The following is a 12,807-nucleotide window of genomic DNA, read 5'->3' as shown; positions in this document are numbered from 1 at the left end:
ACGTTGCAGAGACAGCGTCCTTCTCCCCGTTCACGGGGAGAAGATGCCGGCAGGCAGATGAGGGGCAGCGCAGACCTCAATAGTTGGCGCAAAACCTTACGCCGCCAGGAGCGACTTCAGCTTGACGGCCTGCGAACCGAGCGCCTCCGGCGCCGGCTTCGCCCGCTTGCCGATCAGCATTTCGGCCAACCTGATGTCGCGGGCGACCGCATTGCCGGGGCCGATGCCGCTGGCCGCGACCAGCCTGCCGTCTTCGGCCAAATGGAAGAGGATGAAAGCGCCGCCTTCGAGGTCGCGGCGCACGGTGCTGCGGCCTTCGTCGGACAGCCCGGCGATCTGCAGGGACAGACCGTATTGATCCGACCAGAACCACGGCACCGCCGCATGCGCCTCGCCGGCGCCGAGCATGTTCCTGGCCGCCAGCGCGCCCTGCTCCTGGGCGTTGCGCCAGGCTTCCAGCCGCACGCGGCGGCCGCCATAGACGGTGAGCGGAAACGAGCAGCAATCGCCGGCGGCAAAGATGTCGGGATCGCTGCTGCGTAGCTCGGCATCGACAGCGATGCCGTTGTCGATGGTCAGGCCCGCTTCGGCCGCAAGTCCGGTCACCGGCATGGCGCCGATGCCGATGACGGCAAGATCGGCTGATATCTCCTGTCCGTCGGCAAGTGTGATCCGCACCTCGTTGCCATCGTCGGCGATGGACGCGATGCCGTCGCCGCACAGGATGTCGACGCCCTCGGCGACGTGCGCATCATGGATGATCCGGGCGATCTCGGCCGGCACACCACGCATCAGAATGCGTGACTGCGCCTCGATGACGGTGACCGCGGCACCGAGCTTGCGGGCTGCGGCAGCGAGTTCGAGACCGATGAAGCCGCCGCCGATGATGGCGATACGGTTGCCGGCGGTGAGATGCGCGCGAATGGCGAGCGCGTCCGTGAAGGTTCTGAGATAGACGCAGCGCCGACCCAGCCCCGGCATCGGCAGCTTGCGCGGCGTCGAGCCGGTGGCCAGCAGGAGCTTGTCGTAGGGCAGGACCGAACCGTCAGACAGGCGCACCGCGTGCGCCGTACGGTCGATCGCGACAGCCTGAACGGAATGGATATGCCGGATCGATTTCTCGGCCAGAATTGCGTCGCTGGCGATCGCCTTGATTTCAGGCGCTTCGCTGACCATCGCGTCCTTGGACAGCGGCGGGCGCTCGTAGGGTAGATGCGGCTCATCGCCGACCAGCGTCACCGGCCCGTCGTAACCCAGTTCGCGCAGAGCCAACGCTGCACGCCCACCGCATTCGCCGGCGCCGATGATGACCATTCCCCGCGCCATGTCAGTCATCCGATCCGGATCAGGACTTTGCCGGCATCGACCTTGACCGGATAGGTTTTCAGATTGACACAGACCGGCGCGCCGCGGGCGTCACCCGTCTTATAGTTGAAGCGGCCATTGTGCTTGGGGCATTCGATGATGTCGTCCATCACCAGCCCGTCGGCCAGATGCACCTTTTCGTGCGTGCAGAGGCCGTCGGTGGCGAAGAACTCATCGTCGGGGCTGCGATAGATGGCGAAGGTGCGGCCGCCATGGTCGAAGCGCATCACATCCTCCTCGTCGATGTCGCCGGTGGCACAGGCCTCGACCCAGTCGCTCATTGATTCCTCCTTCAAAAATCGGGCCTCCCTGGAAATCCGGACGACCGAGCAATCATTCCGCTGCGGCGGCGACGGCGTTGTCGTGGAATTCCTCGCGATAAGGCCTGGCGGTCGGCGGCAGCTCCCGCTTGAGGAAATAGTCCTCGTTGCGCAGCTGGCGCAGGAAGGCCGGAATCATCTCGCGGTAGCCGGCCAGGATCGACGGTGTCGGCGCCGGCAGATCGTGCTTGATCAGTTCGTGCAGCTTCGGCAGCGCATGATACGGCACCATCGGGAACATGTGATGCTCGACATGGTAGTTCATGTTCCAGTAGATGAAGCGGCTGATCGGGTTCATGTAGACGGTGCGGCTGTTGAGCCGATGGTCGGTGACATTGTCGGCCAGGCCGCCATGCTGCAGCAACCCGACCATGACGTGATGCCAGGCGCCATAGAGCCTGGGCAGGCCGACCAGCATCAGCGGCAGGAACGAACCGGAATACAGCGCCAGCGCGATGGTGGCGGCGTAGATCGCCGTCCAGATGCGGGCGATGCGGATCGCCTTTGGCTGCTCCTGTTCGGGAATGAAGGTCTTTTCCGCCGCGCTTATGTTGCCGGCGGCGTTGCGCAGCATGTCGCTCATCGCATGCCAGGCGTCGAGCACGCCGACGAAGCCGAGGATGGCGCGCAGCAGATCCGGCGGCCGCATGACCGAGATTTCCGGGTCGCGGCCAACGATGATGGTGTCGGTGTGATGGCGCGTGTGGCTCCAGCGCCAGGTCACCGGATTGCGCATGATCATGAAGCAGGCGATCTGATAGACCGCATCATTCATCCACTGCGTCCGGAAGGCGGTGCCGTGACCGCATTCGTGCCAGCGTGAATCCGTCGACGAGCCGTAGAGCACGCCATAGACGAAGAAGAACGGCACGCACCACCAGCTACCCCAGAACCAGGCGCCGCCGGCGCCGCTGACGATCAGCGCGGCGAACCAGATGATGGTATCGCGGATCGCCGGCCCGTCGGAGCGCTGCATCAGCTCCTTCATCTGCTTGCGCGGAATCTCGGTGTGATACCATTCGGCCGCCGACAGGCCGGTCTCGACGGCGAGCTTGGCGTCGCGGCCGATCAGGCTGTAGTCACGCCGGGATGGTGTTGCGGTCATGATTGCCTCCCACGGCAAACGGCGCTCGCCATAGCGAATGCCAGCCACTCATTGGCTTCGAGACTGAAAATAGCGCTAGCCCATGATAGACTCAACATCACAAAGATAGTTTCTATCATTTCCTATCAGAATGATGTAGGAAGCCTCAGGCAATCCGATGAGGCAAGCATGGCGAAACGGCCGACCATATCAGACCTGGCGCGCATCTCCGGTGTCAGTGTCGCCACGGTGGACCGCGTGCTCAACAGCCGCCTGCCGGTGCGCGAGGAAACGGCACGCCGCGTCTATGAGGCGGCGACCGAGATCGGCTATCACGCCGCAGGCCTGATCAAGCAGCGGATGCGCCATGAATTGCCCGAGTATCGGCTCGGCTTCCTGCTGCTCAAGGGCAATTATGTTTTCTACAGCGAGTTCGCCCGCGAGCTTGAACTTGCCGTGTCGCGATCGCCGCGCTTCCGTGGCGTCGCCACAATCGACTTTGCGGACTCGCTGGCCCCCGATGAAATCGTCGAGCGCGCGCGCAGGCTGGCGACCAAATGCAGGGCCGTCGCTTTGGTCGGGCCTGATCACCCGACGCTGACGGTTGCCGTCGAGGAGATGAAGGCCAAAGGGCTGCCGGTGTTTTCCCTGCTGTCCGACTTCGCCGCCGGCATCCGCGAAGGCTATGTCGGCCTCGACAACCGCAAGGTCGGCCGCAGTGCGGCCTGGATGATCTCGAAGGCGGCGAAACGGCCGGGCAAGGTTGCGCTTTTCGTCGGCAGCCATCGCTTCCACGGCCACGAGCTGCGCGAGATCGGCTTTCGCTCCTTCTTTCGCGAGCAGGCGCCGGAATTCACCTTGCTCGAGACATTGGTCAATCTGGAAGCCAACCAGATTACCCAGGACACGCTGCTCGATCTCCTTGGCCGCCACCCTGATCTGGTTGGCTGCTATGTCGCCGGCGGCGGCATGGAAGGCGCTGTCGCAGCGCTCAGGCAGGCAAAGCCGGCCGAGATGCCCGCGGTCATCTGCAACGAGATCAACGCGACATCGCGTTCTGCCCTGGCGGATGGCATCCTGACGATGGTGATCTCGACGCCGTTGGCGGCACTGTGCCGCGAACTGGTCGACCTGATGGCGCACGCCATCGAGACGGGTGCGGCGAACGCGCCTGGCCAGACCTTCCTGCCGTTCGACATCTATCTGCCTGAGAATATCTAGGGAGAGCGACTCTCGATGTTGGCCGAAACATCCCCGACTTCGTCATCCACGGGCGGAGCAAGGAGCGTAGCGACGCAGCGCAGACCCGAGGATCCATGCCGCGACTTCGGAGCGATGCAACGGTGCAGGAGCAGCTCCGCCTGGGCACCACGACCACATTCAGAACCGCCGTGCTCGTGCCGACCGTCGCGGCATGGATCCTAGGGTCTTCGCGACGGAGCTTCGCTCCTGCTTCGCCCTAGGATGACGAAGTCGGGATGCTTTCGCAAATCGCGGATGGTGGCGACTGAGAGCCGGTCAGCGCGTTGGCCTCGACCACTTATAGGCTCAGCCTGGCCTCGGCTTCGACCACCCATCATCCGAAAATCGCGCATCGGGTTTTGGAATCTCCCTTGACGCCTTACGGCAAAATGGAATAAATATTTCACCAACTGTGTATTTTGGTTCTTTCGTTCCGGCACATCTGTTTCATACAGAGGGTCTGGCGTTCCACAAACGGCAAGGCGTCACCCGGAACAGAAACGATATCAGGGAGAGATTCCCCGGGGAGATCGGGGATTCCGGATAGATCGGTGCAACCGGACACCAAGAGTGGAGGAGAGAGACAATGAAGAAACTGATTTTGGGCGTCGCTTTCGCGGCGCTGATGAGTTCATCCGCTTTTGCCGCCAAGGTTGGCGTGTCGATGGCCAAATTCGACGACAACTTCCTGACCGTCCTGCGCAACGGCATGATCGAGCAGGCCAAGGGCATGAGCGGCGTCGAGCTGCAGGTCGAGGACGCGCAGAACGACGTCGCCAAGCAGCTTGACCAGATCAAGAACTTCGCCGCTTCGGGCGTCGATGCGATCATCGTCAACCCGGTCGACACCTCGGCCACGCAAGCGATGTCGGATGCCGCGGCGGCCGCCAAGATCCCGCTGGTTTACGTCAACCGCGAGCCGGTCAACGTCGACACGCTGCCTGACAACCAGGCCTTCGTCGCCTCGAACGAGGCCGATTCCGGCACGCTCGAGACCAAGGAAGTCTGCCGCCTGTTCACGGAAGCCGGCAAGAAGGAAGCCAATGTCTATGTGATCATGGGCGAGCTTTCCAACCAGGCCGCCGTGCAGCGCACCAAGGATATCGAAGAGGTGATCGCCACGCCGGATTGCAGCTTCATCAAGATCATCGACAAGCAGACGTCGAACTGGAACCGCGACGAGGCGCAGAACCTGATGACCAACTGGCTTTCGACCGGCAAGAAGTTCGATGGCGTGATCGCCAACAATGACGAAAGCGCCATCGGCGCCATCCAGGCGATGAAGGCCGCCAACATCGACATGAAGTCGGTTGTCGTCGGCGGCGTCGACGCCACCCAGGACGCGCTTGCCGCCATGCAGGCGGGCGACCTCGACGCAACCGTGTTCCAGGACGCGGCCGGCCAGGGCGCGGGCGCACTGGATGCGGCGCTCAAGCTGGCCAAGGGCGAGAAGGTCGAGCACAAGGTCTACGTCCCCTTCCAGCTGGTGACGCCGGCGAACATCGACAAGTTCCTGAAGAAGAACTGAGCAGCGGACATACGGAGCGGCGCTCACAGCGCTGCTCCTCTTTCCCTCAGCGCCGGCAAGGCAGCGAGGGGCGACCGCGGCTGACGGAGGACAGAATACGTGGCACAGACATCTCATGGCGTCGGCGGAGTCGGCTATGATGCGAAGAAGCGCGCATGGCCTGCCGAACTCAACGTTTTCCTGGCGCTTGTCATCCTCGTCGTCGTCTTCGAACTGATCGGCCGCATCTTTCTCGGCGACAGTTTCCTGTTCAACACCCGCAGCGACGTCAGCGCGATCTTCAACGAAGCCCGCCTGCAGATCATCATCCTGCAGGTCTCGATCGTCGGCATCATCGCCATCGGCGTGACGCAGGTGATCATCACCGGCGGCATCGACCTGTCCTCGGGTTCGATCGTCGGCGCGACCGCGATGATCGCCATGAGTTTTGCCCAGGTAGCCACCGTCAACGGCAATCCTAACCCCAAGGCGATGTTCCTTGCCCAGGGCTGGACCGACCTGCCTGTCATCGTGCCGGTGCTGGTCGCGATCGGCTGCGGCCTGTTTGCCGGCCTCGTCAACGGCGCCTTGATCGCCTACACGCGCATTCCGCCGTTCATCGCCACGCTCGGCATGATGGTCACCGCGCGCGGCATCGCCAAATGGTGGTCCAAGGGCCAGCCGATCTCGTTTCCCACCGAGGGTTTCGCGGCCATCGGCAAAGGCTTGATGCCCGTCATCATCTTCCTGTCGCTGGCGGTGCTGTTCCAGCTGATCATGACCTACACAAGGTATGGCAAGCATTGTTATGCGATCGGCTCCAACGAGGACGCCGCGCGCATGTCCGGCATCAAGATCGCCAACCACAAGATCCTCGTCTACGTCATCGCCGGTGTGCTTGCAGCACTCGCCGCCGTGGTGCTGAGCTCCAAGAACCTGACCGCGCAGTCCGGCATGGGCGTGATGTACGAACTCGACGCCATCGCCATGGCGGTCATCGGCGGCGTCTCCTTGTCGGGCGGCCGCGGCTCGATCATCGGCACCGTGATCGGCTCGCTGATCTTCGGCGTCATCATCTCCGGCTTCACCTTCCTGCGCCTCGACGCCTACTATCAGGAGATGGTCAAGGGCGTGATCATCGTCGGTGCGGTGGTTCTCGACCAGTGGCGCCAACGCCTGCGGGCAATGAGGGCTTGACCATGTCAAACATCGTCCTGAAGACCGAAAACCTGACCAAACGCTATGGCGGCGTGCATGCGCTGGAAGGCGCGAACTTCGAACTGCGCAAGGGCGAGCATGTCGCCATCATGGGCGACAACGGTGCCGGCAAATCGACCTTCGTGCGCCAGATCACCGCCGTCGAGCAGCGCACCAGCGGCCAGATCTGGTTCGATGGCAAGGAAGTGAATTTTGCCGGGCCGATCGAGGCCCGCACGGCCGGCATCGAAACCGTGTTCCAGAACCTGGCGCTGGCCGACGATCTCGACGTGCCGTCGAACCTGTTCCTCGGCCGCGAAAAGGTGCTGTTCAACCTCGGGCCGTTCTCGATCCTGGACCGCAAGTATATGCGCAAGGCGACCGAGGCGGCGCTGATCCGCACGGCGGTGAAGATCCCCAACCTGTCCAACACCATCCGCCACATGTCCGGCGGCCAGCGCCAGTGCGTGGCGATCGCCCGGACCGCGACCTTCGCCTCCAAGCTGATCATCATGGACGAGCCGACGGCCGCCCTTGGCGTGCAGGAGACCGCACAGGTCGAAAACATCATCCGCACGCTGAAGGACAATGGCGAGCCGCTGATCCTGATCAGCCACAACATGCGCCAGGTGTTCGACCTTTGCGACCGCATCGTCGTGTTCCGGCGTGGCCGCATCGTCGCCAATTTGCGCAAGCAGGACACCGACGGCAACGATATCGTCTCCTACATCACCGGCGCCAAGACCGGCGAGGCGGAACTCGCGGCTTGAGGCCGGGCGCGGAGGCGGTGGTCACCGCCTCCCTGTCGATCTTGTCTTGACCGTAAATCACCCGCGCCCATCACCGGCGCCCCGCTTCGAACCACCCTCAAAGGACATTCCATGACTCTCCGCTTCGCCCTCCTCGGTGCCGGCCGCATCGGCAAGGTCCACGCCCGCGCCGTCGGCTCCAACCCGCAGGCCAAACTGGTTGCCGTCGCCGACGCGTTCGAGAAGGCAGCGAAGGAACTGGCATCAGCCTATGGCGCTGAAGTGCGCACCATCGACGCCATCGAAAAATCAGCGGATATCGACGCCGTCGTCATCTGCACGCCGACCGACACCCATGCCGATTTGATCGAGCGCTTCGCCAAGGCCGGCAAGGCGATCTTCTGCGAGAAGCCGATCGACCTCAACGTCAAGCGCGTCGAGAAATGCCTGGCCGTGGTCGAGAAGACCAAGGCGACGCTGATGGTCGGCTTCAACCGCCGCTTCGATCCGCATTTCGCCGCCGTACGCAAGGCGATCGACGACGGCGCCATCGGCACCGTCGAAATGGTCACCATCACCTCGCGCGATCCGGGCGCGCCGCCGATCGACTACATCAAGCGTTCGGGCGGCATTTTTCGCGACATGACCATCCATGATTTCGACATGGCGCGCTTCCTGCTCGGCGAGGAGCCGGTGGCGGTAAGCGCCCATGCCTCGGTTCTGGTCGACAAGAAGATCGGTGCTGCCGGCGATTTCGACAGCGTCAGCGTCATCCTGGAAACCGCTTCCGGCAAGCAGGCCGTCATCTCCAACTCACGGCGCGCCACCTATGGCTACGACCAGCGCATCGAGGTGCATGGCTCGAAGGGCATGATTGCTGCCGAGAACCAGCGGCCGGTGTCGATCGAGTTGGCCAATGAGAAGGGCTATACGCGCCCGCCGCTGCACGACTTCTTCATGACCCGCTATCTCGACGCCTATGCCAATGAGATCGCTGCCTTCATCGCTGCGGCAACGTCGGGCAAGAAGGCGGCACCGAGCGGGGCCGATGGCCTCGTGGCGCTGAAGCTGGCGGATGCGGCGCTGAAGTCGGCAACGACCGGCAAGACCGTCCGTCTCGACAAGTAAGAACCCACAGGAGCAGGGCGATGAGCGGAACAGCCGATCGCAATTCCAAAACGCGCGCCATCGTCACCGGCGGCGCGCAAGGCATCGGCTTTGCTGTTGCCGAGGCGCTGGCCGACGAGGGCTGCCGGGCGCTGGCGCTCATCGGCCGCTCGCAGGAAAAAGGCGACAAGGCTGTCGCCCATTTCAAGAAATCGGGCGTCGACGCGATCTTCATCAGCGCCGACGTCTCTGATGTCGCCGACTGCAAGCGTGCGGTCGCAACCGCGATCTCGCATTTCGGCACCATCAACGCCCTGGTCAATGCCGCCGCGACGTCGGCGCGCGGTTCACTTGTCGAAACCTCCGAGGAGCTGTTCGACACGATCTTCGACACCAATGTGCGCGGCCCGTTTTTCCTGATGCAGGGCGTGGTGGCGCATCTGCTGGAGAAGAAGGCGCCGGGCTCGATCGTCAATGTGCTGTCGATGTCGGCGCATTGCGGCCAGTCGTTCCTGACGCCCTATTCGACCAGCAAGGGGGCGCTGATGACGCTGACCAAGAATGTCGCCAATACCTATCGCTACAACCGCATCCGCTGCAACGCGGTGCTGCCCGGCTGGATGGACACAGAGGGTGAGGACATCGTGCAGAAGAAATGGCACGATGCGCCGGACGACTGGCTGCAAAAGGCGGAAGCGGCCCAGCCGATGGGCCAGCTGGTGAAGCCGGACCAGCTTGCCCGGCTGATCAGCTACATGGTCAGTCCGCAGTCGGGCGTCATGACCGGATCGCTTGTCGACTATGACCAGAGCATTGCGGGGTCTTCGCCGGAGTAGCAGCAGGCAAGTCTAGCGGAAACGCCCATCACTTCGTCATCCACGGGCGGAGCAAGGAGCGTAGCGACGCGGCGCAGACCCGAGGATCCATGCCGCGACTTCTAAGTGTTGCAGCGGTGCAGAATTCTGCTCCGCTGCACTCTACGGTTAAGGTCGCGGCATGGATCCCAGGGTCTCCGCGACGGAGCTTCGCTCCTGCTTCGCCCAGGGATGACGAAGTCGAGAAGGCTTCGACCCATCCCGCGATTGGCTACCGTCGGTCAGCCCCTCCCTGTTGCCGCCGCAACGCCATTCCCTATAGTCAAGATAGTCAGACTGGTCATGGAGGTCGCAATGCTGTCTGCGCCCAAAGAGAATACCAACTGGACGGTCGCTGGGGCAAAAGCTCAGTTTTCGGAGGTTATCGAACGCGCGCAGTCCTCACCGCAGACGATCACCAGAAACGGCAAACCAATCGTGGTTGTTGTCTCGGCCGAAGAGTGGCTTCGGAAGGCCGCGCGAAAGGGTACGCTTGCGGAGTTCCTGCTCAACTCGCCGCTACGAGGCACCGATCTCCTTGCATCAAAGGCGTGACAAACGCCTCCGCATCGACTATATGAGCCTCATGATCAACCTGACCGCCACGTATTGGTACTTTAGGAGCTCGCTGGCGGCGGGAGGATTGCGCTCGATCTGAAGATTGCAGCAACAAGATCCGAACAGCCGCCGTACCTGGCGGCTTTTTTGTTTTCAGCCGGCAGGTTTCCCAAACAGGAGCAGAAAGCCGTGTTGACCACCACAGATGATCTTCGGGTCAAGGAAATCCGAGAATTGAGTACGCCGGACCAGGTGATGCGGGAGATCCCGCGCACGCTGACGGCGACGCGCACCGTGACCGCGTCGCGCAACGCGATCCACGCCATTTTGAACGGTACCGACGATCGGCTGCTGGTCATTGTTGGCCCGTGTTCGATCCACGATCCGGTCGCCGCCGTGGACTATGCCAGCCGTCTGGCGGCGCTGCGCGAGAGCCTGTCGGACCGGCTCGAGATCGTGATGCGGGTTTATTTCGAAAAGCCGCGCACGACGGTCGGCTGGAAGGGCCTGATCAACGATCCCGACCTCGACGGCAGCTTCAACATCGACAAGGGACTGAGGATGGCGCGCAACGTGCTCTCCGCCGTCAACAATCTCGGCCTGCCGGCGGCGACCGAATTCCTCGACATGACCACGCCGCAATATATCGCCGACCTCGTCGCCTGGGGCGCCATCGGCGCGCGCACGACCGAGAGCCAGATCCACCGCGAGCTTGCTTCCGGCCTGTCCTGCCCGGTCGGCTTCAAGAACGGCACCGACGGCAATCTGCGGATCGCCGCCGAGGCGGTGAAATCCGCCGCCCAGCCGCATCATTTCATGGCGGTGACCAAGGGCGGACGCAGCGGCATCGCGACGACGACCGGCAATGAGGACTGCCACGTCATCCTGCGCGGCGGAGTTGCGCCCAATTATGACGCGACGAGCGTCGAGGCTGCCAGCACGGAACTTGCCCGCATCGGCGTCGCGCCCCGTTTGATGATCGATGTCAGCCACGCCAACTCAGCCAAGAAGCCCGAGAACCAGCCCAAGGTGGCGGCCGATGTCGCCGGCCAGGTCGCGGCGGGCGACGAGCGCATCATCGGCGTCATGATCGAGAGCAACCTCGTCGCCGGCCGGCAGGACGTGGTAGCAGGCAAGCCGCTCGTCTATGGCCAGAGCATCACCGATGGCTGCATCGACTGGGCGACCACCGAGACGGTGCTGCACGGCCTTGCCGGCGCCGTCGAGTGGCGCCGCTCGGTGCGCCGCGCCATGATCGAGAGCCGCCAGGGAGCCGCCTGATACGGATGGCGGCATGGAAAGGGCGGCGCTTGCAAGGATCACGCCGCCCTTAGCCCTTCCCACGCGGTGAGTACGGAAACCGCAACCAGAAGCAGCCCCGCCGCCCGACCGGCAAAGGCGGTCGCCCGGGGATTGGCAACCAGCAGATTTCGGCTGCGACCGGCTGATATGGCAAGCCCGCCATAGACGGCAAACTGCATGGCGATCGTCATCAATCCCATGATGGAAGCCTGCATCCAGATCGGACCGTAGTCCGGCTTCAGAAATTGCGGATAGACCGCGAAGACGAAGAGATAGGCCTTTGGATTGATCAGGCAGGTCACAAAACCCTGGCGAAACGCCTTCCATGCGGAGCGGCTGCCGGCAGGCCCATCATGGCCGACCTTGATCGAACTGCGCATCAGCGTCAGACCGATAAAGGCCATGTAGGCGGCGCCGGCGATCAGCAGCGGATTGTAGAGCATCGGCACGAAATGCATCAGCAGGCCGACGCCGAGCGCGCCGTTCAGCGTATGCACCACGCCGCCCAGCATGATGCCGCCGGTCGCGGCAAGTCCCCTGTTGCCGCCACCGGTCAGCGCATTGGCAAGCACGAAAAGCATATCCATGCCGGGCACGATGATGATACCGAAGAGGAGGAGACAGAAAAGCCAGAGATTTTCCGCATAACCCATGTCAGTTGCCTGTCGCTTCGCCCGGCCTGGCCGCAGCGGAATGTGTTGATTCTCAACTCGATAGGCGCTCCTATAGGTCAGCCCAACTGACGATGGTGTGTCAGTTGCGATCGGAACCCCGAGTGAAAAATGCGCAAGGCGTCGCGCCTGTTCGAGATCATCCAGATCGTGCGGCTGGCGCGGCAGCCGGTGACGGCGGCAACGATTGCCGAGCGGCTGGAAGTGACGGTGCGCTCGATTTATCGCGATATCGCCGCACTGCAGGCGATGCGCGTGCCGATCGAGGGCGGGCGCGGCATCGGCTACATCCTGCGCCCCGGCTTCGACCTGCCGCCGCTGATGTTTTCGATCGAGGAGATGGAGGCGATCGTCCTGTCGCTGGCGCTGCTGGAGCGCACGGGCGACAGCGAGCTCAAGCAGGCGGCCAAGCGCGTCAGCGCCAAGATCGCCGGCGCGGTGCCGCCGCCCTTGCGCCAGGCATTCGACGCCAATGCGTTGCATGCATGGGGTTTTGCCGCGCCTTCGACCGGCGCGATCGATCTGGCGCTGGTGCGCCGCGCCATCCGTGACGAGGAGAAGCTCGACCTCTCCTATCGCGACGAAATGGGTCGCGCCTCCGAGCGGCTCGTCCGGCCGATCGCCCTGATCTATTACGCCGAAACCGCCAACATCGTCGCCTGGTGCGAGTTGCGCCAGGCCATCCGCAATTTCCGCAGCGACCGGATCGAGGATTGCCAGGCGACGGGACTACGGTTCAAGGGTGAAGGCGATCGGTTGCGGCAGGTCTGGGTCAACGGCTGGGAGACGAACGCCGCTGCCGGTGGTTGAGACGGCCCCGCGAAGGGGCCGCCGGTTTGCAACGGGCCACG

General features: G+C 63.3%; 13 protein-coding genes. 9 read left to right on the top strand and 4 right to left on the bottom strand.

Features of this window, described 5'->3' with window-relative positions; translation table 11 throughout:
- Positions 1–96: 96 nt before the first annotated feature.
- Genes FCU66_RS14205 through FCU66_RS14195 form a run of 3 tightly spaced genes read right to left on the bottom strand, consistent with a single transcriptional unit; the run spans position 97 to position 2,790 of the window.
- Positions 97–1,335, bottom strand: a complete 1,239-nt coding sequence (locus FCU66_RS14205; RefSeq protein ID WP_168991750.1) for an NAD(P)/FAD-dependent oxidoreductase — start codon at positions 1,333–1,335, stop codon at positions 97–99.
- A complete protein-coding gene (locus FCU66_RS14200) occupies positions 1,332–1,646 on the bottom strand; it encodes a MocE family 2Fe-2S type ferredoxin (protein WP_027039985.1) in 315 nt (104 codons plus the stop codon). Before FCU66_RS14200 ends, FCU66_RS14205 begins: the two co-directional genes overlap by 4 nt.
- A 52-nt stretch (positions 1,647–1,698) precedes the next feature.
- The gene (locus tag FCU66_RS14195; protein WP_136616503.1) at positions 1,699–2,790 is read right to left on the bottom strand and encodes a fatty acid desaturase family protein; all 1,092 of its coding nucleotides are present in this window, start codon (positions 2,788–2,790) and stop codon (positions 1,699–1,701) included.
- 168 nt (positions 2,791–2,958) lie between these two features.
- Here FCU66_RS14195 and FCU66_RS14190 point away from each other — a divergent pair, with 168 nt between their 5' ends.
- From FCU66_RS14190 to FCU66_RS14155, 8 genes are all read left to right on the top strand, one after another.
- A complete protein-coding gene (locus FCU66_RS14190) occupies positions 2,959–3,990 on the top strand; it encodes a LacI family DNA-binding transcriptional regulator (protein WP_136616504.1) in 1,032 nt (343 codons plus the stop codon).
- A 607-nt stretch (positions 3,991–4,597) separates the two neighbouring features.
- Positions 4,598–5,539, top strand: a complete 942-nt coding sequence (locus FCU66_RS14185; RefSeq protein ID WP_136616505.1) for a sugar ABC transporter substrate-binding protein — start codon at positions 4,598–4,600, stop codon at positions 5,537–5,539.
- A 99-nt stretch (positions 5,540–5,638) separates the two neighbouring features.
- Positions 5,639–6,715: an ABC transporter permease gene (locus tag FCU66_RS14180; protein ID WP_109667012.1), complete on the top strand. Its 1,077-nt coding sequence runs from the start codon at positions 5,639–5,641 to the stop codon at positions 6,713–6,715.
- Between the two features lie 2 nt (positions 6,716–6,717).
- A complete protein-coding gene (locus FCU66_RS14175; protein ID WP_136616506.1) occupies positions 6,718–7,485 on the top strand; it encodes an ATP-binding cassette domain-containing protein in 768 nt (255 codons plus the stop codon).
- A 111-nt stretch (positions 7,486–7,596) separates the two neighbouring features.
- Complete coding sequence (iolG, locus tag FCU66_RS14170; RefSeq protein ID WP_136616507.1) at positions 7,597–8,592, top strand: inositol 2-dehydrogenase; 996 nt, start codon at positions 7,597–7,599, stop codon at positions 8,590–8,592.
- Between the two features lie 20 nt (positions 8,593–8,612).
- Entirely contained in the window at positions 8,613–9,407 is a 795-nt protein-coding gene (locus FCU66_RS14165; RefSeq protein ID WP_136616508.1) for an SDR family oxidoreductase, read from the top strand.
- 333 nt (positions 9,408–9,740) lie between these two features.
- Entirely contained in the window at positions 9,741–9,980 is a 240-nt protein-coding gene (locus tag FCU66_RS14160; protein ID WP_136616509.1) for a type II toxin-antitoxin system Phd/YefM family antitoxin, read from the top strand.
- A gap of 192 nt (positions 9,981–10,172) precedes the next feature.
- Entirely contained in the window at positions 10,173–11,264 is a 1,092-nt protein-coding gene (locus FCU66_RS14155) for a 3-deoxy-7-phosphoheptulonate synthase (RefSeq protein ID WP_136616510.1), read from the top strand.
- A gap of 38 nt (positions 11,265–11,302) precedes the next feature.
- Here the strand turns inward: FCU66_RS14155 and FCU66_RS14150 are convergent, their stop codons facing one another.
- On the bottom strand, positions 11,303–11,938 hold the full coding sequence (locus tag FCU66_RS14150) for a LysE family translocator (protein ID WP_136616511.1): 636 nt from the start codon (positions 11,936–11,938) through the stop codon (positions 11,303–11,305).
- A 129-nt stretch (positions 11,939–12,067) separates the two neighbouring features.
- On the opposite strand from FCU66_RS14150, the gene FCU66_RS14145 reads away from it, so the two are divergent.
- Positions 12,068–12,766, top strand: coding sequence for a helix-turn-helix transcriptional regulator (locus FCU66_RS14145; protein ID WP_136616512.1), 699 nt, complete (start codon positions 12,068–12,070; stop codon positions 12,764–12,766).
- The last annotated feature ends 41 nt before the right edge of the window (positions 12,767–12,807 follow it).

This window comes from Mesorhizobium norvegicum, assembly GCF_004919685.1.
GTDB classification, from domain to species: Bacteria; Pseudomonadota; Alphaproteobacteria; order Rhizobiales; family Rhizobiaceae; genus Mesorhizobium; species Mesorhizobium norvegicum.
This window is presented reverse-complemented; position numbering and strand designations above follow the sequence as displayed.